General features: G+C 38.2%; 24 protein-coding genes and 1 pseudogene. 21 read left to right on the forward strand and 4 right to left on the reverse strand.

The genetic code is table 11. From position 1 onward, the window contains the following. Positions 1-49 precede the first annotated feature (49 nt). From tssH to WA249_RS11350, 7 genes are all read left to right on the forward strand, one after another. Positions 50-2,731: a type VI secretion system ATPase TssH gene (tssH, locus tag WA249_RS11320; protein ID WP_336168758.1), complete on the forward strand. Its 2,682-nt coding sequence runs from the start codon at positions 50-52 to the stop codon at positions 2,729-2,731. Positions 2,732-2,752: 21 nt separating this feature from the next. Further along, entirely contained in the window at positions 2,753-3,847 is a 1,095-nt protein-coding gene (gene tssA, locus WA249_RS11325) for a type VI secretion system protein TssA (RefSeq protein ID WP_336168760.1), read from the forward strand. Positions 3,848-3,863: 16 nt separating this feature from the next. Beyond that, positions 3,864-5,228 carry a type VI secretion system baseplate subunit TssK gene (gene tssK, locus WA249_RS11330; protein ID WP_336168761.1) on the forward strand — a complete coding sequence of 455 codons (1,365 nt, stop codon included), beginning with the start codon at positions 3,864-3,866 and terminating at the stop codon, positions 5,226-5,228. A gap of 17 nt (positions 5,229-5,245) precedes the next feature. Further along, complete coding sequence (gene icmH / locus WA249_RS11335) at positions 5,246-6,052, forward strand: type IVB secretion system protein IcmH/DotU (protein ID WP_336168763.1); 807 nt, start codon at positions 5,246-5,248, stop codon at positions 6,050-6,052. A gap of 12 nt (positions 6,053-6,064) precedes the next feature. Further along, entirely contained in the window at positions 6,065-6,664 is a 600-nt protein-coding gene (locus WA249_RS11340) for a hypothetical protein (RefSeq protein WP_336168765.1), read from the forward strand. Between the two features lie 7 nt (positions 6,665-6,671). Further along, positions 6,672-7,625, forward strand: a complete 954-nt coding sequence (locus WA249_RS11345; RefSeq protein WP_336168767.1) for a M15 family metallopeptidase — start codon at positions 6,672-6,674, stop codon at positions 7,623-7,625. A 345-nt stretch (positions 7,626-7,970) separates the two neighbouring features. Further along, positions 7,971-9,128, forward strand: coding sequence for a winged helix-turn-helix domain-containing protein (locus WA249_RS11350; RefSeq protein ID WP_336168769.1), 1,158 nt, complete (start codon positions 7,971-7,973; stop codon positions 9,126-9,128). Positions 9,129-9,166: 38 nt separating this feature from the next. On the opposite strand, the gene WA249_RS11355 is transcribed toward WA249_RS11350, so the two are convergent. Further along, the gene (locus WA249_RS11355) at positions 9,167-9,622 is read right to left on the reverse strand and encodes a GNAT family N-acetyltransferase (protein WP_336168771.1); all 456 of its coding nucleotides are present in this window, start codon (positions 9,620-9,622) and stop codon (positions 9,167-9,169) included. A gap of 111 nt (positions 9,623-9,733) precedes the next feature. Between WA249_RS11355 and pdxR the strand changes: the two genes are divergently transcribed. Further along, positions 9,734-11,218, forward strand: a complete 1,485-nt coding sequence (gene pdxR / locus WA249_RS11360; RefSeq protein ID WP_336168773.1) for a MocR-like pyridoxine biosynthesis transcription factor PdxR — start codon at positions 9,734-9,736, stop codon at positions 11,216-11,218. A gap of 285 nt (positions 11,219-11,503) precedes the next feature. Here pdxR and WA249_RS11365 read toward each other — a convergent pair whose 3' ends face one another. After that, positions 11,504-12,163, reverse strand: a complete 660-nt coding sequence (locus WA249_RS11365) for an epoxyqueuosine reductase QueH (protein WP_336168775.1) — start codon at positions 12,161-12,163, stop codon at positions 11,504-11,506. A gap of 445 nt (positions 12,164-12,608) precedes the next feature. Here WA249_RS11365 and WA249_RS11370 point away from each other — a divergent pair, with 445 nt between their 5' ends. The 3 genes from WA249_RS11370 (at position 12,609) to WA249_RS11380 (ending at position 14,154) form a co-directional block, all read left to right on the forward strand. Next, positions 12,609-12,902 carry a hypothetical protein gene (locus WA249_RS11370; protein ID WP_336168777.1) on the forward strand — a complete coding sequence of 98 codons (294 nt, stop codon included), beginning with the start codon at positions 12,609-12,611 and terminating at the stop codon, positions 12,900-12,902. A gap of 191 nt (positions 12,903-13,093) precedes the next feature. Next, positions 13,094-13,561 (forward strand): redox-sensitive transcriptional activator SoxR, encoded by a 468-nt coding sequence (gene soxR, locus WA249_RS11375; RefSeq protein ID WP_336168779.1) that lies wholly within the window; start codon positions 13,094-13,096, stop codon positions 13,559-13,561. Positions 13,562-13,719: 158 nt separating this feature from the next. Beyond that, complete coding sequence (locus WA249_RS11380; protein WP_336168781.1) at positions 13,720-14,154, forward strand: I78 family peptidase inhibitor; 435 nt, start codon at positions 13,720-13,722, stop codon at positions 14,152-14,154. A 74-nt stretch (positions 14,155-14,228) separates the two neighbouring features. Here WA249_RS11380 and WA249_RS11385 read toward each other — a convergent pair. Next, positions 14,229-14,340, reverse strand: a pseudogene (locus tag WA249_RS11385) (hypothetical protein); the annotation flags it as partial. A gap of 484 nt (positions 14,341-14,824) precedes the next feature. Here WA249_RS11385 and WA249_RS11390 point away from each other — a divergent pair. Further along, the gene (locus tag WA249_RS11390; protein WP_336168783.1) at positions 14,825-16,204 is read left to right on the forward strand and encodes an L-serine ammonia-lyase; all 1,380 of its coding nucleotides are present in this window, start codon (positions 14,825-14,827) and stop codon (positions 16,202-16,204) included. Positions 16,205-16,246: 42 nt separating this feature from the next. Here the strand turns inward: WA249_RS11390 and paaZ are convergent, their stop codons facing one another. Beyond that, positions 16,247-18,349: a phenylacetic acid degradation bifunctional protein PaaZ gene (gene paaZ, locus WA249_RS11395; RefSeq protein WP_336168785.1), complete on the reverse strand. Its 2,103-nt coding sequence runs from the start codon at positions 18,347-18,349 to the stop codon at positions 16,247-16,249. 265 nt (positions 18,350-18,614) lie between these two features. On the opposite strand from paaZ, the gene paaA reads away from it, so the two are divergent. Genes paaA through pcaF form a run of 9 tightly spaced genes read left to right on the forward strand, consistent with a single transcriptional unit; the run spans position 18,615 to position 26,581 of the window. Beyond that, positions 18,615-19,553 (forward strand): 1,2-phenylacetyl-CoA epoxidase subunit PaaA, encoded by a 939-nt coding sequence (gene paaA / locus WA249_RS11400; protein WP_336168787.1) that lies wholly within the window; start codon positions 18,615-18,617, stop codon positions 19,551-19,553. Between the two features lie 32 nt (positions 19,554-19,585). Beyond that, positions 19,586-19,876, forward strand: a complete 291-nt coding sequence (gene paaB, locus WA249_RS11405; protein ID WP_309455440.1) for a 1,2-phenylacetyl-CoA epoxidase subunit PaaB — start codon at positions 19,586-19,588, stop codon at positions 19,874-19,876. A 12-nt stretch (positions 19,877-19,888) separates the two neighbouring features. After that, positions 19,889-20,644: a 1,2-phenylacetyl-CoA epoxidase subunit PaaC gene (paaC, locus tag WA249_RS11410; protein WP_336168790.1), complete on the forward strand. Its 756-nt coding sequence runs from the start codon at positions 19,889-19,891 to the stop codon at positions 20,642-20,644. 16 nt (positions 20,645-20,660) lie between these two features. Further along, positions 20,661-21,161: a 1,2-phenylacetyl-CoA epoxidase subunit PaaD gene (gene paaD, locus WA249_RS11415; protein ID WP_078224502.1), complete on the forward strand. Its 501-nt coding sequence runs from the start codon at positions 20,661-20,663 to the stop codon at positions 21,159-21,161. A gap of 23 nt (positions 21,162-21,184) precedes the next feature. Next, complete coding sequence (gene paaE / locus WA249_RS11420; RefSeq protein WP_107881558.1) at positions 21,185-22,246, forward strand: 1,2-phenylacetyl-CoA epoxidase subunit PaaE; 1,062 nt, start codon at positions 21,185-21,187, stop codon at positions 22,244-22,246. 8 nt (positions 22,247-22,254) lie between these two features. After that, the gene (locus tag WA249_RS11425) at positions 22,255-23,028 is read left to right on the forward strand and encodes an enoyl-CoA hydratase-related protein (RefSeq protein ID WP_336168792.1); all 774 of its coding nucleotides are present in this window, start codon (positions 22,255-22,257) and stop codon (positions 23,026-23,028) included. Continuing rightward, the gene (gene paaG, locus WA249_RS11430; RefSeq protein WP_174764898.1) at positions 23,028-23,819 is read left to right on the forward strand and encodes a 2-(1,2-epoxy-1,2-dihydrophenyl)acetyl-CoA isomerase PaaG; all 792 of its coding nucleotides are present in this window, start codon (positions 23,028-23,030) and stop codon (positions 23,817-23,819) included. The genes WA249_RS11425 and paaG overlap by 1 nt, the downstream gene beginning before the upstream one ends. A gap of 2 nt (positions 23,820-23,821) precedes the next feature. Next, complete coding sequence (locus tag WA249_RS11435; RefSeq protein ID WP_336168793.1) at positions 23,822-25,360, forward strand: 3-hydroxyacyl-CoA dehydrogenase; 1,539 nt, start codon at positions 23,822-23,824, stop codon at positions 25,358-25,360. A 12-nt stretch (positions 25,361-25,372) separates the two neighbouring features. Continuing rightward, positions 25,373-26,581 (forward strand): 3-oxoadipyl-CoA thiolase, encoded by a 1,209-nt coding sequence (gene pcaF / locus WA249_RS11440; protein WP_336168795.1) that lies wholly within the window; start codon positions 25,373-25,375, stop codon positions 26,579-26,581. Positions 26,582-26,614 lie beyond the last annotated feature (33 nt).

Genomic DNA, 26,614 nt, shown 5'->3' on the forward strand with positions numbered 1-26,614 from the left:
ACAGGCATTATGATTTTAAGCATTAAATTATTTAAAAATATTGAGAGTAATGATGAGTAATTTAAAAATTTTAATTACAAAACTTTCTACAGTTTCGCGAACTGCTTTAGAAAAATCGGCTAATGCTTGTGTTATTCAACAAAATTACGAAATTGAAATTGAGCATTTATTCTTAGAGTTACTTAATCAATCTTTAGAGAATGATTTAAAGATTTTATTAAAGAAATATAAAATTTCATCTGAAGCTTTAGCTGATGATTTAAAAGAAACAATTTCTCAATTACCTAAAGGTAATTCACGAACACCTATTTTTGCTAAATCTATTGTTCGTTTGTTTGAACAAGCATGGTTATTGGCTTCGGCTGAGCAAAATCCAGTTATTCGCAGTGGTCATTTATTAGTTGCGTTATTAACTGCACCTGATTTATATCAAATTGCGACTCGTGCTTCGAGTTTATTTGATCTCTTACCAATTGATTCAATGAAACATAAGTTTCTTGAAATTTGTGAAAAGAGTGCTGAACAACAAGATGAAACAAAAACACCTTCTGCTGCAGCTGAACCAATAGACGAGACTGTAGCAAATACCAAAACTGCTAAAACACCAGCACTTGATCAATATACGATTAATTTAACTGAAAAAGCGAAACAAGGCGGTATAGATCCGGTTATTGGGCGTGAATATGAAATTCGCCTAATGCTCGATATTTTAATGCGTAGACGGCAAAACAACCCCATCTTAACTGGAGAGCCAGGGGTTGGTAAAACAGCTGTCGTGGAAGGTTTAGCTTTAAAAATTGCTCAAGGTTTAGTGCCTAACGCCCTAAAAAATGTCCATTTACATGTATTGGATATGGGACTTTTACAGGCTGGTGCAAGTGTTAAAGGCGAATTTGAAAATCGTCTAAAGCAAGTGATTCAAGAGGTTCAAGCCTCGGTGCATCCTATTATTTTATTTATTGATGAAGCGCATACTTTAATTGGTGCAGGTGGACAAGCAGGGCAAAATGATGCTGCAAATCTTTTAAAACCAGCGCTTGCACGTGGTGAGTTACGTACGATTGCTGCGACAACTTGGGCAGAATACAAACAATATTTTGAAAAAGATGCTGCATTGAGCCGACGTTTTCAGGTTGTAAAAGTAGAAGAGCCAACCGAAGACGTTGCGGTAGACATGTTGCGCGCGATGATTCCAGTCATGCAGCAGCATTTTAAATTACAAATTGATGATGAGGCGATCGTTACAGCGGTTCACTCTTCACATCGATATATTAGTGGTCGTCAACTTCCAGATAAAGCAGTTAGTGTGCTTGATACGGCAGCAGCACGTGTCGCGTTGACCCAAAATGCCCAACCTGTAAAGCTTGACCAGTTAAAAGCCCAAGAGCATAACTTAAAGCTTGAACAGCAAATTTTAGAAAATGAACATCGTCAGATTCCAATTCATCATGAACGATTAGAAACTTTAAAAGCTAATTTAGAATCTTTGCAAAAAGAGATTCATGAAACTGAAGAGCAGTGGAAAAAAGAATTAGAACTTGTTCATAAAATTCAGGAGTTAGAAGCACAAAATCATTCTAATGAATCTGAAGCTTATGACCAGATTAATTTACTGCGTAAAGATCTTGCTGAAATTCAAGGCCAGCAACCACTAGTATTTGAAAGAGTAAACTCTCAAATTATTAATGAAATTATTTCTGATTGGACCGGAATTCCTGTTGGAAAAATGGTTAATGATGAAATTAAACAGATATTAACGCTTGAAGATAAATTGGGCGAGCGTGTAATGGGGCAAGATTATGCACTTACACAATTAGTTCAAGGCATTAAAACTTCAAAAGCAAGACTTGAAGATCCGAATAAGCCACAAGGTGTTTTCCTTTTGGTGGGACCAAGTGGTGTTGGTAAAACTGAAACGGCATTAACGTTAGCAAATGAATTATATGGTGGTGAGCAGCATTTAATCACTATCAATATGTCTGAATATCAAGAAGCACACACAGTATCTTCACTTAAAGGTGCACCTCCTGGGTATGTGGGATATGGTCAAGGTGGTGTTTTAACAGAAGCTGTTCGCCGTAATCCTTATAGTGTTGTATTGCTTGATGAAATTGAAAAAGCACATAGTGATGTTCAGGAACTGTTCTATCAAGTATTTGATAAAGGTACTTTAGAAGATGGGGAAGGACGAGTAATTGACTTTAAAAACACTACTATTTTGTTGACTTCAAATGCTGGATCAAGCGCGATTATGCAAGCGTGCTTAAATACGCCTGTAGAAGAATGGCCTACAGCTGAAGAGTTGATTGACCATTTAAAACCAAGTTTATATAAGCAATTCAAACCTGCATTTTTAGGCCGAATGAGAGTTGTGCCATATTTCCCATTGCATGACGACCTACTCGTACGAATTATTAAACATAAGTTAGGCAAGATCACTGCAAGAATTGAGAAACAATACGGTACACAAGTCCAATATTCTGATGACTTGGTAGAGCTACTCTTAAGCCGCTGTACAGAAGTGGATAGTGGTGCTCGTAACGTTGATAATATTTTAAATTCTACGGTGTTACCTGCACTGGCTACAGAAATTTTGGTGGCTTTAGCTGAGCAAAAGTTGCCAAAAATTATCATGATTGATGCTAAAGATGACGAAATTCAATATTTACTAGATCCGGTTGCAAAAGCTGCTAAAAAAAGGACCAGTAAAAAGTTGAAGTCAGAAGTTTAAATTGAATAGAGCTAAAATTAGATGAATATTGATATTTCTGAACTCCTTGAACCCATTAGCAATAGCTTACCTTGTGGTGATGACTTTTCATTTTCTAATGAATTTCATGAAATCAAAAAAGCGAAAACACAAGATGATTTATTGTTAGATCAAGGTGATTGGGTTGCTGAGCGCAAACAAGCCGACTGGGATTTTGTATCAAATAAAACGAGTGTTTTGCTAAAAGAGAATACAAAAGATATTCGTCTATTAACTTGGCTCTTAGAAGCTTGGACGCATCTTTATGGTTTTAATGGTATGGCTAAAGGTTTAACTTTAAGCCATACCATGCTGAATCAATACTGGCAGGAAATTCATCCTGTTATTGAAGATGATGACTTAGATCAACGCATTGGTTTATTACAGGGTTTAATTAATCAACTACCAATGTTGTTAAAGAAAGTCTCTTTAACCAATACAGCTCCTTATTATAATTTGCTTGATTACGATAATTTTCTTTATCACGAAAATGTTCGCCGTAAACAAACTGAAGATTACGATAGTCAGTCTGGACCTTCGGAATTAGAACAATTCGATCAAGCAATTTTCAATACGTCTAAAACTTTCCAATACTCTAATTATCAAGATTTTAGTTCAGTCTTAACCGAGTGGGATGCTCTAAAGCAAACCCTTGACCATTTAATGGGATTAGACTCACCGAGTTTTGGTGCAATTGATTCAGCATTTGAAACAATTCACAGCACATTACGCAAGATTTATAAAGCAGAGGCTTTTGGTACTGAGCTTACTCCAATCCAAGAACAGACTGCGATCATTACAAGCTCATCTATGGAAAATCAAGTGCCTGTACAAATTGTGTCAGATCAGCCCGGTTTTCAGCCTCAAGCCCAAACTCACTTGGCCAATCGTGAGCAAGCAATGAAAGTGTTGCAAGAAATCGCAGATTACTTTCAAGCAAACGAACCTCATAGCCCTGTGAGCTATATGCTTCAAAAAACCATTAAATGGAGTCAAATGCCGTTACATGAATGGCTAGCACAAGTCATTAAAGATGAGCATCCATTGCAAATGGTTCAGGAAATGTTAGGTGTGCAGCCTAAAAATGAATACGAATAAAGATTGGTAAAGACATATGTTTAAAGCTGAAAAAGTCCTATGGGGCGAAGGTTTATTTTTAAGACCTCAACATTTCCAAATTCAAGATACCTATCATGAACAACGGTTGAATCATACGGTTCGTGCAGTTGTACCTTTTTCATATGGTGTTCAAAAACTCAGTTTCGATGAAGCTCAATTGAGCACGCATATTCTTGCTCTAGAGTCTGTAGAGATGATTTGGCAAGATGGAGAAATTTATCAGGCGCCTGCATATGATCTATTGCCTGAGCCAATTTTATTGGATGATCTTAATTTACGTGGAGAGATGCTAATCTATTTAGCATTGCCACTCTTACAAGCAAATAAGCAAAATTTAATTGATCAAAACCAGGCACAAAAGGGTAGATATCAATCTCACCTTGTCGAAACGCATGATCTTTTTACTAACGCAACCGAAGCGGATATTAGTTTGCTCCGCCGCCGTGCTGTTTTTAAATTATTAGATGTACATAGTAATCCTGACCATAATTTAGATGGTTTTTTATATTTACCTATTGGAAAGATTAAACGTCAAAGTTCGGGTGCTTTTGAAATTGACCGAAAGTTTATTCCGCCAATTTTGCATGTAGATGCATCTGAAACACTTATCTCAAATTTAAAAAGAACACTGAACGTTATTAAGGCAAAAATTAAGACGATTCAAACTAATAATAGAGAAAATGAACAGAAATTAATTGAATTTCGTTCAGGTGATATTGTTTCGTTCTGGTTAGTGAATGCTTTAAATACAGCTCATGCTGGTCTGAATCATTTTGTGCAATATCCACAAATCCATCCAGAACGTTTGTTCTTCGAATTATTGCGTTTAGCAGGTTCATTATTAACTTTCTCGACTGCCTATGATGTCGATCAGTTGCCTGCTTATAAACACCATAATTTACAAGAAAGTTTTTCGCAGTTAGACACGATTTTACGTGATTTACTCGATACGATTATTTCGAGTCGTTACATCAGCATTGCGCTTAAAGAAATCCGACCTTCATATTGGGTAGGAAGTATTGAAACCGATAAAATTACTCGAGACACTCGACTTTATATTGCAGTATCAAGTAGCGCAATGCAGACACATGAATTGATCCAGATTGTGCCTTTACGATTCAAGATTGGTAGCACTTTAGATGTAGAGCAGCGTGTAGTTGCTGCATTACCTGCGATTCCATTGCATCACTTAATTCAAGTTCCAACTGCGATACCTGTACGTTCTGGCGTGAGTTATTTTGAAATTGAACCGCATCATGAGCTTTACCAACGTATGTTAGATTCAGAAACGATTTGTATTTATGTTCCGGCTGGTTTCCAAGATATCAGTATTGAACTGATTGCGGTCATGAACGCTTAACGGTAAAGGAGAGAAAAATGTCACAATCCACAGGTGCTCCTTCTTTATTTGATGATGGGCAGATTGGAACGGGCGGGAACAATAATAGCCAGTCTCAAGCAAAACTACAGGCAATCAATCTTATTGATTTACTGCATGATGGTTTTTATTTGGTATTTCTGATTCGAAATCAGTATGTGCCGGCAGACGCTCAGCAGTTTCGTGAAAAAATCTTAAATTTACTCAATCAATTTGAGCAACAAGCCAAAAAGTTGCAATTTTCAGCTGATGATATTCATGATGCTAAATATGCATTTTGTGCTTTGATTGATGAAACGATCGTAACGCAACAAGACCCAAGTTATTTTAATTTGCAAAATGCTTGGTTAATTAGCCCATTGCAATTGAGCTTGTTTGGTTCTCAGTTAGCAGGTTATCGCTTCTTTGAAATATTGGAACAATTACGTAGCCGTGGAAAAGATCGTTTAGCTGCTTTAGAGGTATTTCATTACTGCCTTTTATTAGGCTTTCAGGGTAAATACCGAATTGAATCTACGGAAAGTCTCAACCATTTAGTATCAAGAGTCGGTGATGAAATTGACTATTTGAAAGGGAAAAAGGTCGCATTTTCGCCGTTCTCTGCCATTCCCGATCAGATACGAAATATTATTCATCGAGAAGTACCTTTCTTCTGGATTTTGATATTTTTATTGATTTTTGCATTCCTTACCTTTGCAGGGCTAAGGTTTATGTTGAATAATCAAAATGATAAAGCATTATCTAATTATCAAAATGTGATTTCTGCTCCTCAAGAGCAAGCACATATTACAATTTATTTACCTTGATGATGGTACGAAATGGCTCAGGAAAAACCAACTTCTATTCGAGTTTTACAGTCGAATAAAAAAAAGCCGAAATCACCCATACTTTATATTGTGATTGGTGTTATTGCTGGGGTGTTTGTAAGCATCTCACTATTCCTGTTCTTGTCTCAACCGTATTCGTCAGATCCTACAACTGTTGAGAATAAATCAAATCAAGATCAGGAACATGATCAAGTATTAATGTCGAACTCCTCTGTACATGGACAAGCTGCAGCGGATCAGCAAGAGCAAGCTGATCCAGTGAGCCATGACGGTTTTGATCAGCCTAAAGAAAATGAACTGAGTGGTATTTTTAAACCTGCTCCTCATAAAAATACAACTCCGAATCAACAACGGGTTTCACCTTTTGATGCCCAGTTAACAGGGGAACGGGTAGCACCTAAGCAACAAGTTGTGGTTAATTCTACTCAACCAATACAGCCAGCTCAGAAAAAAACTATTACTCAACCTAAGGTCGCTCAAGTGAAACCTGCTGAGGCTAATAAGGCTCAAGTTGAACCAGAAGCTGAGATAGAGCCACCAAAAGCTTCGGTTGACATTAAAATTACTCGTAGTCCGTTTGCGGTGAATTAGTAAATTCATGATGATTTTTCTAATTTTCTTTTGTTTTGCCTGCCTTGCTATAGGGCTGGCATTTTTAATGTCATACGAATTAAGAAGTAAGGGTAGAACATTTGTTTTATCGTTATTACCTCAGGGACGCAGGCAACTGAATCAAGTAAGGCAATTTGCCCAAACCATGAATCAGGCAGCCGCACCTGAAAAATTACAATCCCATTGGCATTTACAGCAATGGTGGATTGTGATTGCAGGATTTTTTTTATTTGCCAGTATTTTAGTTTTTGCCTTTACTCGCCCGATCAGCTCAACTCGGATTGAAGCTGAATATCTTAAAAAAACGGATCCTCAAATTTATACATTATTAAATGGAGAAATTTTATCACCTCCGCCTGAAGTTGATGAAGGTCTGATTGCAGCAGCAATTGTTGAAGCGACGCAATTGGAACAGCAGCATGCTTCTCAAGATGGTGGCGTGGTTAATTCTTCACCTATTGATAAAGTAAGTTTCGATGGTCGTGCAATTTTAGATACAAACATGGTCAATCGTAAGTGGGACAAAATGAATCCACGCTATAAGCAACGTTTGCTTATGGTCTTTAAAATTATGAAAGAGCAATATGGCTATGAGCTTGTGCTGCTTGAAGGTTATCGCAGCCCCGGACGCCAAAATATGTTGGCAGGTAATCCAAATACAACCAAGGCAAAAGGGTATCAGAGTTACCATCAATTTGGTTTAGCAGCAGATGTGGCATTTAAACGGAATGGTAAAGTGGTTATTTCTGAACGTGATCCATGGGCTATGCAAGGCTATCGTTTATATGGGCAAGTTGCTGAATCAGTTGGGCTCACGTGGGGCGGACGTTGGAAATCTATTCAAGATTATGGCCATAGTGAATTCCGTATGCCTGGATTGAGAAAAACTCAAGAAATGGCAGAAAAACTTATTGCCGAAAGTTTGAATGATATAAATTAAAAAGAGTAAATATGTTTACGGAACCTAAAATATAGAACATAAAAATCGATTCAGTGATTAGCCCAAAACAAATCGCAAAATTATGTTTTAAACCTAAAGCGTTTTTCTTAATGTTCGCGAAATGGATATGCCATATATCCATTTCGCGACTTATCTTGCTGCAAAAATAATATTCTCAGCGAATAAGCGTGCGATTTTATGGTTTTTGGCATTACCTTTGGTATTTTTTCTTTTGCTCTTATTGCAATGTTTAGTGTATTTGCAGGAAACTGATTTCACTTGAGCCAATCTCATATTCGTATGACTACTAGCCCATATCAATATCATTAGCCAATTGAGCTTTCTATGACCTCTTTTTTAAAACAGCTCACTTTATTTAATCAAGGCTTAGGAAAGACTAGTCCGTTTGCCAAAGGTATGGACGGAACTCTACAAGCTATTGAACATTTAGGTTATGTGCAGATTGATACTATATCGGTTGTTGAGCGTGCTCATCACCATATATTGTGGAGCCGAGTGCCTGATTACGATCTAAGTCATTTAAATAATCTTGTTCGAGAGCATCAGATTTTTGAATATTGGTATCACGCGGCGTCTTATCTTCCTATGAAAGATTATCGCTATGCACTGCCTGCCATGATGTCTGTCAGAAAAGGAGAAAGCCGTTATTTCAATAGAGGTGATCAACACCTCATGAATGAAATTCTAGCCCGTGTTCGTGCGGAGGGTAGAATTCGATTACGAGATATTGATAAGAATAATAAAAAGAGTTTGGGGAGTTGGTGGAATACAGGTCCAGGTCGCCGTGCTTTTGAGCAGTTATATATGCAGGGTGACCTGATGATCTGTGAGCGTAATGGAATGGAAAAAGTCTATGATTTGACTGAGCGTTGCTTGCCTGAGAATATTGATTTGAGTATGCCTACGCTTTATGAATATGCACATTATTTATTTAATACCACACTACGAGCACATGGTGCATTTACATGGAAGCAATTGGTTCATTTAAAGGGAAAAGCTTTAAAAGAAACTATGCGTGTCGTACTTAATGAGCAGATTGATGCAGGTGCGGTATCAACAATTAAACTTGAGTATGGTCAAACGCTATATGTTGATGTGGCGGCAATAGAACAAACGGTTGTTAGTGATTTTGGTTTAAAAATACTTTCGCCTTTTGATAACTCGCTTATTCATCGTGACCGCTTAACTTCTTTATTTGAGTTTGATTATCGAATCGAATGCTATGTGCCAGCGGCCAAACGAATATATGGTTATTTTTGTTTACCTATTCTTTATCAAGATGAGTTGGTAGGCCGACTAGATTGCAAAGCACATCGGTCTATAAAAGAATTAGAAGTGATTAGTCTGCATCTAGAAAAAACAATCAAAGATAAAGAGCATTTCTTTTTTGAACTAGATCAAGAGCTCAAACGTTTTGCAGCATTTAACCAATGTTTAACTGTTAATGACAAAGTGATTAAGCTTATTCTTACTAAAATTTAAACACCAAAAGAACTCCAGCTTTTGGTGTTTTCACTTTTTTAGTTCAAGGGCATACGATATTCAATTATTCCTGGCTTTTGTGCAATCCAGTCATAGAGTTTTTGAGCCGTGTGATTGGTTTCTTGAGTGTGCCAATATAAACGATCACAGTTGTACTCAATTGCCTGCTTTTGTACATACTCAATGAGTTGCTTACCAATGTGTTGACCACGCGCTTCAGGTGAAACAAACAGGTCTTCTAAATAACAATAATTATTTTCTGCCCATGTTGAGCGATGAATAACATAATGCACAATTCCCAAAACTTGCTCGCCTTGTTTGGCAACAGCACAATAAACGGGTTCATTTTTATCGAAAAAACGTTCCCAAGTCACTTTTGTGACATGAAGGGGTAAATTTACCTGATAAAAATTTTGATAAGCAAGCCAATATTTTTCCCATTGTGAATAGTCCTGCTGTTGAACAGGGACAATCTGAATATCTTGGTTTTGCATAATAATTACACTCTGTTTTAAAGTTTTAGAAAGTCGACAACTAGAGTGTAGTTTTGATAGTGGTATTTTTATAAGATACACTTTTGATATTTTCTAAAGTACCACTTTGTCATGGCAATTTCGATTTCTGCATCTTTTCCACATTTGATTTTGCCAAAGGGTCAGATTAAAGATGGACTATATTCGGCTTTACGAGATGCCATTTTAGATGGAAGGCTTATTGCTGGAACAAAATTACCCTCAAGTCGTGCTTTAGCAGAAATGATGTCGATTTCACGAAATTCTGTATTGGCTGCGCTTGAACGCTTACTTGATGAAGGATATTTATTTACAAAACCGAGTTCTGGTACATATGTCGCTGAGGTTGTGCCAGATCAGTTAATACATATCAAGGAAAAATCAAAAAAAACTACACTAGCCAATCAGTATTTGTTAAATATTAATCCGAATATGGAAGCGTTATTAACTTCATGGCGAGAGCAGTCATGGTCGAGTCCAAAGAAAAAAATGTTCCATGTGGGAGTAGGATGTGTTGATTTATTTCCTCATCAACTTTGGGGGAAGTTATTAGCTCAAGCTTGGCGGCAGTCTTATTATCAGCTTGGTCAATTTCACGACCCAAGGGGTTATTTACCTTTGCGTCAGGCAATTTGTGAATATGTTCGCTCAACCCGAGGCCTAAACTGCAACGAAGAGCAAATTATTATCGTCAATGGAACGCAGCAGGCCATTCATCTAGCTGGCTATGCTTTACTTCAAGCAAATGATGAGGTGTGTCTAGACGAACCAGGTTATGACGCAGCTTTTAATATTTTTAGAAGTTTTGGTGCTCAGGTAAATTTTATTGAAAGTGATGAAGAGGGAATGCAAATTTCGGACATTATTCATCATTATCCAAAAAGCAAACTTGTTTATACCGCGCCTTCACATCAGTTTCCTGTAGGCGGAATTTTAAGTTTAGCTCGCCGTTTTTCATTACTTGATTGGGCATCTCAACAGGGAAAATGGATTTTTGAAGATGACTATAATAGTGAGTTTCGCTATGGCACACATCCCATTCAAGCTCTACAAGGCTTAGATCAGCAGCAAAGAGTTATTTACTCTGGTACTTTTACCAAAATGATGTTTCCTGAGTTTCGTTTAGGTTTCATGGTTGTGCCTGAAGCATTGATCGAAACATTTAGTGCAGCCAAATATTATACCGATGTTCGAAGTTCTTATTTAGAACAAGTGGCTTTGTCTCTATTTATACAAAAAGGCCACTATGCTCGGCATGTACGTAAAGTTCGAAAAGCTTGCTATGAGCGTCAACAAGCATTGACTAAAGCTATTAATGACAATCTTTCAAATGTGCTTAGTGTTCAACCAACAGATTCAGGTATTCATGCAGTGTGCTGGTTAAAAGGTGCATGGACAGAGCAAAAATTTATTGATCATTGTTCGGCTTTGGATTTAGCGATTCAGCCATTATCAAGATATTGTCAGATGCCGAACAAGAAGGCCGGTGTACTTATTGGCTATGCTGCACATCAACCTGATGAAATTATAGAAAATATTAAGAAACTAGCCTTTAGCATCAAAAAGGAAAATAGTTAACTTTTTCAATATTGTATATAAAATATAGACTAATTTTATTTTTAATGAAGACGGTGAAATATTGAGTTGAATTTAATAATTTCATGAAATTTAATTAAAGTTAAAAATATTTTAAATTTAAAAAGTTGTTAATCTTATTTTAAGCTAGCTTAATTATTATAAAAACATCAAAGCTCGTCTAAGTACACCTTTTAGCCACATTCTCCAGATGTGGCTCTTTTTTTATTTACGGCTAAAAAATTAGAAAACTAATTAAATATTTATTTTTAAATACCTATAGAATTTTTAATCTTCTTCCATGGCATTACTATAAAATTTAACACCAAGTTTAATTCGATCACGCCCATTACCCATGCGCCAGCGGTTAGTATCTCGTAAAGAATATACGCAGCCACAATATTCTTGTTGATAAAATTCTTCTCGTTTACTAATTTCAATCATCCGGCTTGAACCACCATTTTTACGCCAGTTATAGTCCCAGTAATGAATTTCAGGATAATGAGCAGCGGCACGAATTCCACAGTCATTGATTTGCGCCATATTTTTCCAACGCGAAATTCCGAGTGAACTACTGATGAGACTAAAGCCGTGTTCATGTGCGTAAAGGGCAGTTCGTTCAAATCGCATATCGAAACACATGGTACAACGAATACCACGTTCGGGTTCATCTTCCATACCTTTTGCTCGAGCAAACCAATTGTCGGTGTCATAGTCTGCATCGATAAATGGGATATTATGCTTTTCTGCAAAACGAATATTTTCTTCTTTACGGATGAGATATTCTTTTACTGGATGAATATTAGGATTATAAAAAAATATTGAAAATTTAATTTCTGATTCGATCAAGGCTTCCATAACTTCTCCTGAACAAGGAGCACAACAAGAGTGAAGTAATAATTGATCGTGTCCTGACGGCAGTTCTAATTTTAAACGTTGAGTTGACATAATAAGAAAATTAAATTGTAATGCTATTAATTATATATTTATTTTTTATATAAAGTGAAATGAATTATTTTCAATTTTAATGTGAAATTAATTTGGTATTTAAAGAGGGTTTTATTTTTATAATTATTTTTAAGTTAAATATAATTAAATAAATGTGTTTTTAAATGTTAAAATTATATCTGTAATTAAATTAGAAACTATTGTTATATATACTATATAATTAAATAAATTATAGATTAGTTTTATATTTTTAAAATAATAAAACTTAATTTTTTTTGATAAGTTATTGATGTATCTGAATATAATTTTAAGTTTTTATTGTGATATGTGTCACAAATAAACCTTATTTTTTCAATTAAAATATTTCTTTACATTTGTAGCTTTAATAAATTTATACTATAAAATCCAGTGTGTTTTTTAATTTAAGCGTGTGATAATTTGAGATATGGAAGATTGGCAATGTAAATATTGTAATGGTTATATTATGGTTAATCATTCAAAGATCAGCGTAGGAGAAAAAGTTTACTTTTTGGTGTATAAATTTGATGCAAAGAATGAAAGGAAAAAATTATATAAAAAAGGAATTGTGGTCGCCCGTTACGATAATATACTTCACATTGAGTCACGTAAAAAAATTTATAAGATTGAGCATGTAAAAGTCTATCCATTAGGCGCACCAATGCCTTTCGTTTACAACATGTTTTGGATTTGTGGATGTCCTTGTACTCTGCAACACTAATTTCTTAAATTTAACTGCTAGTAAGTTGTTTTATAGATTGAACTGAATTATTACATCCATTTTTTGTTATCAGCACAGTTAAGACCTACAGCTTGATAAAAGCGGCTCATAACATATAAGAAAATCATCGTTATTTATTTGACAAAATAAAAGCTCCCTCTTATAAACCTCAAGTAAAGTTAAGATTAATCATGATGAGTGAAAATAAAAAAGCTGAACCTAGTCGAATTTTGACTGTGGGTGAAGTTGCAAAAAGAAGTGGAGTTCCTGTTTCGACCCTTCATTTTTATGAGGCGAAAGGACTTATAAAAAGTATAAGAACAAATGGTAATCAACGTCGCTATCCCTTAATTATTTTAAGATATATTGCGATTATTAAAGTCGCTCAAAGGGTGGGTATTCCTTTAAATGAAATTAAAGAAGCTTTGAGCCAATATCCTGTAGGTAGCAAATTAACAGCTAAGCAATGGAAAGATCTATCGAGTCATTGGCGAGAAAATCTGGATGATCGAATTCAAAAATTAACTCGGTTAAGAGATGAAATGGACTGGTGCATTGGCTGTGGTTGTTTATCACTAGAGCAATGTCCATTAAGAAATCCTGAAGATATTTTAGGACAAGATGGAGCAGGCCCTCGAATTTTAGAAAGACCTGAATAGAATATTTTAAAAATAGCTTTTAATGGGGAATATCTTAATTTCCAATAAATTAAATTTATTTTTCTAGAACATTCAAGTGAGTTTTTTATTGTAAACAAGTCATATGGAACATGAATTTTTTTGATATCTTTAGTTTTTTTAGTAAGAAGCAAAAAATTATGAAAAAAATTCTTTTTCTTGGCTTAGCACTTGTTTCGTTAACGGCTTGCTCGTCTATACAACATAAAGATCTAACTCCACCAAAAATTGGTTCACCAAATCCAGCTAGTCAATATTGTGTTGAACAAGGCGGAAAATTAGAAATTAGAAATGAAGCAAATGGTCAAGTTGGCTATTGTCATTTACCAAATGGGCAGGTTGTTGAAGAATGGAAATTATTCCGTGACAATCAAGCGAACTGTGTAGCACAAGAAGCTCAAAAATTAGTGGGTCAATCAGGTCTTACTGATGATCAAATTAAGCAGAAAACTAAGTCAGAAATTGTGCGCAAAGTTGCTCCAGGTCAACCAATGACTATGGATTATCGTACAAACCGAGTTACAGTTACCATTGATCCAGCCTCTAAAAAAATTACCAATGCAACATGTGGCTAATTTTTTAATTAAAATTTGCTAGTTCAAATTAAAGTAATAAAAAGCCTGCTGAAAAGCGGGCTTTTTATTACTTTAATTTTGATGAGAAAAATAACAACTTTATCTTGGCTCGTTTGCTTTGTAAGAAGCTCTTTCTTGATCGTTAATTTCACATCCAATAATTTTTATATTTGCAGGATTAAAGCTTCAGTCATTTCTATTTTTATAGAACTATCTAAAAACACTGCTATAAATTTGATATATCAGGTTTTAAATCAATAATAAAAAAAGCCTCTAGCGGACTAGAGGCAGAAAAACATCAGATGCAAGAACAGGTGAATTATGCATCTGAGTTAAGTAGGTTGTATCAAACCATGTAAAACACTTTACCAGCAAAAATGAATAAAAATAGGGAGGTGCGACTAATGGCTAATATTTTTGGTTTTTTATTTATACAAATTGGCGCGCATTTTTTAAATGCGAGTTCTAGAACATCTATTCGGGGATAAAATCTTCACAATTTTTATTTTTAATTAAACTGAGTGATGTTGATTGCTCAACCGTTCTCTTTTTGTGCTACCGCCTCATAGTTATTCGTGATTTGTAGCAGACTTAATGATAATTTTAATGTCATCCGAAAGGACACAATAACGACGAACATATGAATAATAATGATTGAAGGTAGGACCCAGTGTTTATTAGTGTATTTGATCTTTTTAAAATTGGTATTGGTCCATCTAGCTCCCATACAGTTGGGCCAATGCGAGCGGCGTACAGTTTTGTTGATGATTTATTGAAGCAAAATGATCTACAAAGAACAGTGAAAGTTCAGGTTAAGTTATATGGTTCGCTTGCAGCAACAGGTGTTGGTCATGCGACAGATAAGGCTATTCTTTTAGGCTTAATGGGTTTTGATCCTGAACATATCGATACTCAAGTAAGTACAAACTTGATTGAAGATGTTTTAGAAAATAAAGCCATCCAGCTTCATCAGCAAAAGAGTATTTCTTTTGACTATAAGCGTGATGTGCTTTTTTTAGATGAATCTTTGCCTTATCACCCCAATGCAATGGAATTGATTGCGTATAACGAGGTTCAAGAAATCTTATATAAAGAAACTTACTATTCGGTTGGTGGCGGTTTTATTGTTAGTCAAAGACAATTAACACAAACCCAATCTGAAACCGACGACGTTAAGGTTCCATATCCATTTCACAGTGCGGCTGAACTTTTAAAATTATGCAAAACTCATCATTTATCAATAAGTGAGTTAATGCTTGAAAATGAAAAAAGCTGGCGTAGTGAAAGCGAGATTCGCAATCAAATTATCGAAATCTGGAAAGTGATGCAGCAGTGCATTCACAACGGTTTAATCAATGAAGGAATATTACCGGGGGGATTAAATGTTAAACGTCGAGCCAAAAAAATTCACGATAAGTTATTAAATAATAAAAACTCAAACCTGATTGTGACGACTTTCCATGCCATGGAATGGGTCAATTTATTTGCCTTAGCGGTAAATGAAGAAAATGCTGCTGGTGGTCGAGTGGTGACAGCTCCCACAAATGGTGCGGCAGGAATTATTCCGGCAGTTTTATATTACTACGTGACTTTTTCTAAAGATTTTTCCGAAGATAAAGTGGTTCGCTTTTTTCTAAGTGCAGCAGCAGTCGGCATTTTATGTAAACTCAATGCATCTATTTCTGGTGCAGAGGTCGGATGTCAGGGCGAAGTAGGCTCAGCTTGTGCGATGGCTTCAGCAGGTTTAGCGGAGATTTTAGGTGGATCCCCTGAACAAGTAGAACATGCGGCTGAAATTGGGCTTGAACATAATTTGGGTTTAACCTGTGACCCGATTGGTGGTTTGGTTCAGGTGCCTTGTATTGAGCGAAATGCAATTGCAGCCGTAAAAGCCATTAATGCAGCACAAATGGCACTTCATGATGAGGGGGAGCATTTTGTGACGCTAGATAAAGTCATTCAGACTATGAAAGAAACAGGCAGGGATATGTCTGAGAAATATAAAGAGACTTCAAAAGGTGGTCTTGCTGTTAACACAATTGAATGTTAAAAAAATGAGATGGGGACGAGGTGCCCCATCTCATTTTAAACATTAAGCCTCGCGAGCAACTAAAGTTAAAATGTCGTAAGTTGCGACAAGTTCACCACGTTGGTTTTTGACTTTAATATCCCACACCACAACGCCATGTGCAGGCTGAGATGGGTCTTTTTGTGGTTTAGGGGTTTTCTGTTTACAGGTGAGTTCAACCTGAATCGAATCACCAATTTTAACTGGTTCAACAAAGCGTAAGTTGTCCATACCGTAATTGGCAATCACAGGGCCTTGTGCTGCATCTACAAATAGACCAGCTGCGGCAGACACAATGAAGTAGCCATGTGCAACACGCTCACCAAAGAAAGATTCGGCAGCTGCAATTTTGTCGGTATGCGCATAGAAATAGTCACCGCTTAAACCAGCAAAGTTAACAATATCTGCTTCGCTTACGGTGCGACGCGCCGTTAATAAACGTTCACCAATCACTAATTCATCAAAAGACTTTTTAAATGGATGTACACGGTCTTCGTTAACTTTCGAGCCAGCAGTCCACGAATGGGTAATTTGCGTCAAGCTATTTGGAGAACCTTGAATTGCAGTGCGCTGCATATAATGTTTAACAGCGCGAATACCACCTAACTCTTCACCGCCACCTGCACGACCAGGACCGCCATGTACTAAATGCGGAAGTGGTGAACCATGTCCTGTACTTTCTTTTGCTGACTCTGCATCGAGTACATGCACACGTCCATGCCAAGGTGCAATTTTTTGAATAATCTGTTCAATGTTCTCATCGTTATTTTTGACGACTGAAGCCACTAAGCTACCTTCACCACGTGAAACAAGATCAGCTAGTTCTTCAATGTTGCTATATGGCATGAGTGTACATACCGGACCGAAAGCTTCTGTGGTATGAACATGTGTCGCTTGTAAAGGTTGTTCGCACAGCAATAAAGTTGGAGCGAAAAAAGCACCTTTTTCAGGATGGTCGGCATTAAATTTAAAGGACTCGCTGCCACCAAAAACAATTTTTGCGTCTTTGCTGAGCTCGGCAACTTTTTCTGCAACGTCATGTTTTTGTTTAAGGCTCGCTAAAGCACCCATGGTGGTTTGTTCTTTTTGCGGGTCACCCACCACAACTTTAGCAAGTTTGGCAGTTAGCTTTTCTTGTACTGTCACTAACAAATTTTCAGGAACGAAAGCGCGACGAATCGCAGTACATTTTTGGCCTGCTTTTGTAGTCATTTCACGGAAGACTTCACGCACAAATAAATCGATAGTTTCTTCATTTGCCTCAGGGCTTAAAATTGCACTGTTTACCGAGTCGGCTTCCATGCTAAATGGAATCGAATATTTATTGAGGTGAGGGTGGTTACGTAGTTTTTGACCTGTGTAAGCAGAACCTGTAAACGTAACGCAGTCTTGTGGGCCTAAGTGGTCGAACAAGTCATAAGTCTGACCGCAAATCAGTTGTAGCGAACCTTTTGGTAATACATGGGCTTCTTCAATCGCTTTTACAACCGCTTGAGTTAATTGAGAGCCATCGGTTGCAGGTTTAACAATACATGGCACACCTGCAAGTAGCGTCGGTGCAATCTTTTCAAGCATTCCCCAAATTGGGAAGTTGAATGCATTAATGTGAACGGCAACACCTGCTTTAGGACTTAAAATGTGCTTAGCACCGAAAGTTCCATTTTTAGATAATTGAATCCAGCTATCTTCAGTAATAATTTTTTCGTCATTGAGTTCACGACGAACCAGACTTGAATAAGCAAATAATGTCTGGATACCACCTTCAATATCAATCCATGCATCTTTACGAGTTGCACCTGTTGCATAAGCAAGTTTGTAGAACTCTTCTTTACGCTCAAGTAAATGTTGGGCAATTTGTTTTAATGCATTCGCACGTTGGTGAAACGTCCAGTTAGCCAGTTCTGAACCATTTTGTTTGGCATATTGAACAACACGTTTCATATCAATGCCATGACTACTTACGGCATAAATCGATTCACCTGTAATGGCATGATAAACAGGACGTAGTTCTTCACTCGTCGAATGCCATGTTCCATAGACATAAGAAGCAAGATGAGACAGTTGATGCTCAGACTGCTGAAAATCTGTGTCAGTTGAGGTTCCTTCTAGGTGTGCTTGTTCAAGCATGACCAAACTCCTTTTTTATGTGATACATCAATTATAAAAATTGCAAAAATATGATTCATAATTTCAGATTAATTTGTCTAAAAGTCAACTTTATTTTGATTTATAAAAGTAAAAAGGTTTTTTGTTTCCAATTAAATTTTATTTATTTCAATTATTTGATGTGTTTTTATGAGTCTAATTTAATTTGATACTAAAAAAGTGATTGACTTTGTTTTTAGTGTATCGAAAAATAGATTTAAGGGTGATACCTACAGGGAATGAAAGAATGGAACACAACTACCAGAAATTTGAACAAAATATTGCCAATGAAATTACGATCGAGGCTAAGGATCAAATGCCCGATGCTTATCGCAAAACATTGATTCGTCAAATCGGGCAACATGGCCATTCTGAAATTGTAGGTATGTTGCCTGAAGGGAACTGGATTACTCGTGCGCCAACTTTAAAACGTAAAGCGGTTTTGTTGGCGAAAGTACAAGATGAAGCTGGGCATGGTTTATATCTGTACAGCGCGGCAGAAACCTTAGGTGCTGACCGTGATGACATGATGGAAAAATTAATTGATGGGAAAATGAAATACTCATCAATTTTTAACTATCCAACTTTAACTTGGGCAGATGTTGCTGCAATTGGATGGCTTGTCGATGGGGCAGCTATTGTGAACCAAGTTGCGCTTTGCCGTACCTCATATGGGCCATATGCACGTGCAATGGTACGTATTTGTAAAGAAGAAAGTTTCCATCAACGCCAAGGTTTTGAAGCCATGATGGCTTTAGCAGGCGGTACACCAGAACAAAAACAGATGGCACAAGATGCGGTAAATCGTTATTGGTGGCCTGCACTCATGATGTTTGGCCCAAGTGATGAGCATTCTCCAAATAGCGCACAAAGTCTGGCGTGGAAAGTCAAACGCTTTGGTAATGATGAATTACGTCAAAAGTTTGTCGATAACACCGTACCGCAAGTGTTGCAGCTTGGCTTGGAAGTACCAGATCCAGATTTAAAACTTAATGAAGAAACAGGTCACTACGAGTTTGGCGAGATCGACTGGCACGAATTTAATGAAGTGATTGCCGGACGTGGACCGTGTAATCACGAGCGTATCGAAGCGCGCCGTAAAGCATGGGAAAACGGCAAATGGGTTCGTGATGCAGCAGTGGTCTACGCTAAAAAACAGCAGCTAGAAGCGAACAAAGTGGCTTAACAAGATTTATGGAAAAATTTGAGGAAATCAAAATGGAAGATAAAAACAACTGGTCACTCTACGAAGTATTTGTCCGTAGTAAACAAGGCTTAAGCCACCGTCATGTGGGTAGCTTGAGAGCACCAGATGATGAAATCGCACTTCAACATGCACGCGATGTTTACACTCGTCGTAATGAAGGGATTAGCATTTGGGTCATCCGTTCGGAAATGATTAGATCTTCACAACCAGATGAAAAAGCAGAATTTTTCGATCCTTCTTTAGACAAGGTTTATCGTCATCCGACTTTTTACCATATTCCAGATGGCATTGAGCATATGTAAGGAAGAATGGAAATGAATAATACAGTTTTATCTAAATTCTTATTACATATTGGCGACAGTCAATTGGTTTTATCGCAGCGTTTGGCTGAGTGGTGCGGGCATGCACCTGAGCTTGAAATTGATATTGCTTTAGCCAATATCGGTTTGGACCTGTTAGGTCAGGCAAGAAACTTTCTGACTTTGGCTGGGCAATATGATGAAGCTAAACGTGACGAAGATCAGCTTGCATATTTCCGTACAGAACGTGAGTTTCTAAACTTATTGTTATGCGAACAACCCAATGGTGATTTTGCACAAACGATTGTACGCCAGTGGTTGATGGATCATTACCATCTTCATTTATTGACTGCTTTAACACAGAGCTCGCTTCCTGAAGTCAGTGCGCTTGCCGTGAAATCTTTAAAAGAAGTGAAATACCACATCCGTTTTTCGACTAGCTGGATGGAACGTTTAAGTTTAAGCACCGATGAAGCGCATCAACGTGTGCAAGAAGGCTTAAATAATTTATGGCGCTTTACCGCTGAGTTATTTGAACTTAATGCAGACGAGCAAACATTAGTCGCACAGGGTGTGATTCCAGATTTTTCAAATGAAAAAGAACAATGGGATAAAACTATTACAGATGAGCTTAAGCGTTTTGAATTAAACGTTGCTGTGAACGGTGCTTATCGCCGTGGTGCAAAACAAGGATTGCATACCGAGCATTTAGGTTATTTGTTGGCTGAAATGCAAAGTATTCAAAGAACTTATCCGGGCATGACCTGGTAAGACAAGGAGGTGAGCCATGCAAATGATTCGTCATTGTATCGACCAATGTTGGGATGTTCTACAAACGGTAAGTGACCCTGAAATTCCGGTTTTATCTGTTGTGGATTTAGGCATGATTCGCGGTGTAGAGATTAACGATCAACAAGAAATTATTGTTCGTTTAACGCCAACATATAGCGGTTGTCCAGCAACGGATATGTTGAAAGCACAAATTGCTGAGGCATTTACCGCAGAAGCTTTAACACCAGTCAAAGTAATGGTCGATTTGTCAGAAGCATGGACCACGGACTGGATGTCTGAAGCGGGTAAAAAGAAACTGCAAGTCTATGGCATTGCACCACCAGAAGGATTGGCGCATCAGTGTGGTACTCACGTTCACTTAAAAGATGGTGTCGAGTGCCCACGTTGTAAAAGCCGACATACCCGACTGTTAACAGAGTTTAGTTCTACCGCCTGTAAAGCACTTTATAAATGTCAGGACTGTCTTGAGCCTTTTGATTACTTCAAATGTATTTAAGTCTTTAGATAAGGAAATCAGCCATGAGCCAATTTGTACCATTAAAAGTAAAAAGTATTACACCTCAAACCGATCAGGCAATTTGTATTGCATTTGATGTTGTACCTGAACAACAAGAACAATTTCAATTTCAACCGGGGCAACACTTAACCATTCGCCATTTAACTGAAGCTGGTGAAATCCGCCGTTGTTATTCAATTTGTAGCTATGCGGCAAAAGAAGACATCAGTATTGCGGTTAAAAAAATTGATCAGGGTCAATTTTCAAACTGGGCAAATGACCATTTAAAAGTGGGCGATGTGCTTGAAGTGATGCCACCACAAGGCGTGTTTTTTCAAAAAGCAGCCAAGATGGGTGGACAAAATTATTTAGGCGTTGCTGCGGGCAGTGGTATCACGCCAATTTTATCGATTGTGAAGCAAGTTTTATTTGAACAACCTGAAGCTAAATTTACGTTGCTCTATGGCAATCGTTCATGGAAACAAACCATGTTTGCCGAGCAAATTATGGATTTGAAAGATCAGTTTAAAGAACGTTTTCAGCTCATCAATATTTTTTCTCGTGAGTTCAACGACAGTGAACTAATGAATGGTCGTATTGATGAAGAAAAGCTTAAACAACTTTTTGATTTTGATGTGCTTGAAACAAGTTTTGACCATGTGTTTGCCTGTGGTCCAGACGAAATGATGAATGCCGTAGAAAGTACTTTGCCAAACTATGGTATTGCAAAAGAAAAAATTCACACCGAACGTTTCCACACAGGGCAGGCTCGTAAACGTAGTGCTGAAGCTGATGCAAATCGTAAAGAAGAAAAAGTAAACATCATTTTAGATGGTCGTGAACTGATTGTTTCTGTGGCTCAAGATGATGAAAGTATTCTTGATGCGGCTTTACGTGCAGGTGCTGACTTACCGTATGCCTGTAAAGGTGGGGTATGTGCGACTTGTCGTTGTAAAGTTGTTTCTGGTGAAGTCGATATGTTCCTTAACTATAGTCTTGAAAAAGACGAAGTCGAAAAGGGCTATGTACTTAGCTGTCAAACCTTACCGAAAGGCCCAAATGTTCGTTTGAGTTTTGATGAGTAGAGGCTGTCATGCAAGATTTGATCAAAGCCAGCACGGCAACTGACGGTGTTTTGTTATTAACCCTAAACCGTCCAGAAAAAAGAAATGCTTTAAACAATGCAACATTGCAGTGTTTATGCGAGTTGCTCGAAGAAGCTGAGCACAATGCTCAAGTTAAAGCAGTGGTTTTAACGGGTAACGCTCAATGTTTTGCGGCTGGGGCAGATCTTAGCGAGCTGGCTGCAATGGACGCCGTATCTTTGCAACTCGATATTCGTCCGAAGCTTTGGCAAAAAATTGATGCGTTTAGTAAGCCGCTCATTAGTGCAGTGAATGGCTATGCCTTAGGCGCTGGATTTGAGCTGGTTTTGCATTCAGATATGGTGATTTGCGGTGAAAATGCCCGTTTTGCTTTACCTGAAATTGGCCTTGGTATGTTACCGGGTGCAGGCGGAACACAGCGTTTAGCACGCTTGGTTGGGCAACAACTCACTATGCGGTGGGCCATGACAGGTGAGATGATTTCGGCAAAACAGGCAGAGCAACATGGTATTTGCAGTCAGGTTGTACCGACTGAATTAACTGTTGAATATGCGGTTCAACTTGCAGCCAAAATTGCGAAACAAGCGCCTTTAGCGATTCGCGTGATTAAACAATCAATTAAAAGTATTCATGAAACGACTTTAAGTCAGGGACTCAAGTTTGAACGTCAAAACTTTGTCTGGTTGGCGGCTACAAAAGATCGAAACGAAGGGATTAATGCTTTCTTTGAGAAAAGAAAGCCAGTGTTTAGAGGTGAGTGATGGACTATCAAAATATTATTGCTGAAGAAAAAAATGGTGTTGGCTACCTAACATTTAACCGCCCAAAAGCACTGAATAGCTTTAACGTTGATATGCACCGTGAAGTGGCTGAGGTTTTAAACCAGTGGACCAAAAATCCAGATGTTCGCTGTGTTGTGATTAGTGGCGAAGGTCGTGGCTTTTGTGCAGGGCAAGATTTAGGTGACCGTGTAGTTGACCCAAATGCTGAAGCTCCAGATTTAGGATATTCCATTGAAACTTACTATAACCCGCTCATTAAAACGATTGTAAATATGCCAAAACCTGTGATTTGCGCTGTAAATGGTGTGGCAGCAGGTGCAGGGGCAAATATTGCACTGGCGTGTGACTTGGTGATTGCAGCTAAATCGGCAAACTTTGTACAAGCATTTTGCCGCTTAGGTTTGGTTCCCGACTCTGCAGGTACATGGTTTTTACCACGTGCTGTAGGTCATGCACGTGCTATGGGTTTGACTTTATTAGGTGACAAGCTCCCAGCAGAAACCGCAAAAGAATGGGGCATGATTTGGGATGTGGTTGAAGATGCCGAGCTTAAAGCAAAAGTCACTGAACTCGCTGAACGTTTAGCGAAACAGCCTACGTTTGGTCTATCTCTCATTAAAAAAGCCATTCATCAATCAAGCAATAACACCTTTGATGAGCAAATGCTGTTAGAGCGTGATTTACAACGTATTGCTGGACGCTCGGAAGATTATCGTGAAGGTGTTCAAGCCTTTATGAATAAACGTGAACCAAATTTTAAAGGGCGCTAAGCATGACAGATTTAGATTTATCTCGTGCGCGAATTGCCGTCATTGGTTCTGGCACCATGGGCATCGGCATTGCCCAGTTAGCCATCGTCAATGGGCACTCGACCATTTTGTATGATCTTGACGCTCAAAAAGCGCAACAAGCCGCTCACGGCTTAGAGCAGACGTTTAAAAAGCTGGTTGAAAAGAGCAAGCTCACACAGCAGCAAGCTGAAGAAGCATTAGCGCGTTTAACTGTAGTGAATCAAATTGAAGCGTTGCACAATGCTGACTTGGTCATTGAAGCGGTGGTTGAGAAAAAAGAAGTTAAACAATCTTTATTTAAACAACTCGCTGAAATTTGTAGCACGCAAACTATTTTTGCAAGCAATACATCTTCAATTTCAGTGACTGCAATTTCGGCGGGCATTGCTCACCCTGAGCGCGTGGTGGGATTACACTTTTTTAACCCTGCGCCAGTCATGAAACTGGTTGAAATTGTACAAGGCTTAAAAACACCTAACAGCTTATGTTTGGCTTTAAAAAACTTGATGCTCGGCTGGAAAAAAATTCCAGTACTCACCAAGTCGACTCCTGGATTTATTGTTAACCGAATTGCACGTCCGTTTTATGCAGAAGGTTTTAGAGCACTGCAAGAACAAGTCACCAGCTATGACCAGCTAGACTATGCGTTAAAGCAGTGTGGCGGTTTCGCGATGGGGCCGTGTGAACTCACAGACCTCATTGGTCAAGACGTTAACTTTTCAGTGACCCAAAGCGTTTATCAAGAATTTTTTTACGAGCCACGCTACCGTCCAAGCCTCATTCAAAAAGAATTAGTCGATGCGGGCGCTTGGGGCCGTAAATCAAAACAGGGCTTTTATAGCTATAACGAAAAAAATCAGTACGAGACATTTCAGCCTAAAGCTATGACTGCCAAGCCAGTCGATGCCCATATTCAGCTAAAAGGTGCTTGGTCTCAGCTACCTGCTTTTCTAGCGCGTTTAGGTTTAAAAAGCGGATCTGCGAGTGATGACAATATTCTTCAAATTGATGATATCGATTTACGCTTAAGCCAAGGTGAATCAGCCAATATTCATTACCTGAGCCGTAAAGTAGTTTTGATGGATTGGCATCATGATTTTGAGCAGGCACAGGCTTTAGTACTCAGTCATAACGAACTGTGTGAAGCAAGTGATCTAGCTAAAGTTGAAGCTTACTTTGCGCAGTTTGGTATTAGCGTGATGTGGATTAAAGACCATCCGGCACTGTTAACCTTACGTACCATCGCTTTACTCATTAATGAAGCATGTGAAGCAAGTTTACATGGTGTTGCGAGTCTGGAAGATATTGATAATGCCATGAAATATGGAGTGAATTATCCTAAGGGTCCTTACCAGTGGTTGACACAAATGGGCGGTGCTTATGTGCTCCAAACCTTAAATAACTTATATGCACTGTATGGAGAGGAAAAATATCGCGCGAGTATCTACCTCAAGCAATATGTAGCAAAAACTCAAAACATTGCTACTCAATATTCACGCGATATGACCGAATTTGCATAATCAGGAGTCAACATGGAAGACGTTTTAATTTGCGATTTTATTCGTACCCCAATTGGACGATATGCAGGTGCCTTAAGTGCAGTACGTGCAGATGATTTAGCTGCATTGCCCATCAAATATTTAAAAGATAAACACCAGAACTTGCCGTGGAATACTGTAGACGAAGTATTTTTAGGATGTGCCAACCAAGCAGGTGAAGACAACCGTAACGTTGCACGTATGGCAACACTCTTGGCAGGCCTACCTGACTCTGTGCCGGCCATGACAGTCAATCGCTTATGTGCTTCGGGCTTAGATGCTGTAGGACTTGCTGCACGCTCAATTAAAGCAGGTGAAGCACAGTTCGTTTTGGCAGGTGGCGTTGAGTCGATGAGCCGTGCGCCATTTGTACAAGCTAAACCGACCGAAGCATTTAGCCGTACACCTGAAATTTATGACACCACCATTGGCTGGCGCTTTGTAAACAAGCAGCTTAAAGCACAATACGGCACCGACAGCATGCCGGAAACAGCCGAAAATGTTGCTGAAAAATATCAAATTAGCCGTGAAGACCAAGATGCTTTTGCATTGCGTAGCCAACAAAAAACGGCTTCTGCACAACAAAACGGTTTTTTTAACGATGAGATTTTGCCTGTCGAGATTGTAGACCGTAAGAAAAACGTGAACGTTGTTAATCGAGACGAACATCCGCGTGAAACGACACTTGAAGCACTCGCAAAACTAAAAGCACCTTTTAGAAAAGAAGGTGGTTCGGTGACTGCCGGAAATGCTTCTGGTGTAAATGATGGTGCAGCGTGTGTGTTAATTACCAACCGTGAATTTGCAAATGCACATGGTTTAAAACCTTTAGCACGAGTGATTGGCATTGCAAGTGCAGGGGTTGAACCCAAATATATGGGTATAGGTCCTGTTCCGGCTGTGCAGAAAATTTTAAAGCAGACAGGTTTAACGCTAGATCAGATGGATGTGATTGAACTGAATGAAGCATTCGCAGCCCAATCTTTGGCTTGTATGCGTGAACTCGGTCTAAAAGATGACGATGAACGCGTTAATCCAAACGGTGGTGCGATTGCGTTAGGGCACCCGCTAGGTATGAGTGGTACACGTTTAGTGATTACCGCAACACGTGAGCTAAAAAAACGAGGTGGACGCTATGCACTTTGCACGATGTGTGTGGGTGTTGGACAAGGCGTCGCACTGATTTTGGAAAATTTAAATTAATTTAGACGGTTTTAAAAATTACATAATGAGGAG

Origin of the sequence: Acinetobacter sp. 161(2023), assembly GCF_037027805.1 — a bacterium.
Classification (GTDB): Bacteria; Pseudomonadota; Gammaproteobacteria; order Pseudomonadales; family Moraxellaceae; genus Acinetobacter.